Genomic DNA, 365 nt, shown 5'->3' with positions numbered 1-365 from the left:
TCTTGACAGATTTCACTACCTGTACACTCAGTGATTGGTTTTTTAATGAAATCTCCTTTAACATCAGAGTATAATGCATATATCCATACACTTACTTGATCTTTAGGTTGCTCTTTAAATTGTTGTTGACGATTGACTGTAAAACTAAGTTGCCAACTTGAATCTGCTACCGTTACAATACCCCCAGTAACGGTACGTCCAGATAACACATCACGTTTACTTAATTTTTCAATATAAGAAATTACTTTTTTATTATTAGTTGTTGTGGTTGCAGATACGAGCCAACTTTTATCTGGAATGTGATCACAGAATTTTTCAGGTCTTCCAAATTCCGGACTTTGATTAGCTAAATTTTTCCATAATGT

General features: G+C 33.4%; 1 protein-coding gene. It reads right to left on the bottom strand.

All coding sequences use genetic code 11. From position 1 onward, the window contains the following. On the bottom strand, positions 1–365 hold a 365-nt coding region (locus tag HMPREF3241_RS09300; RefSeq protein ID WP_176746667.1), incomplete at both ends, for an oleate hydratase.

This window comes from Staphylococcus sp. HMSC34G04 (genome assembly GCF_001838765.1).
GTDB lineage: Bacteria > Bacillota > Bacilli > Staphylococcales > Staphylococcaceae > Staphylococcus > Staphylococcus epidermidis.
This window is presented reverse-complemented; position numbering and strand designations above follow the sequence as displayed.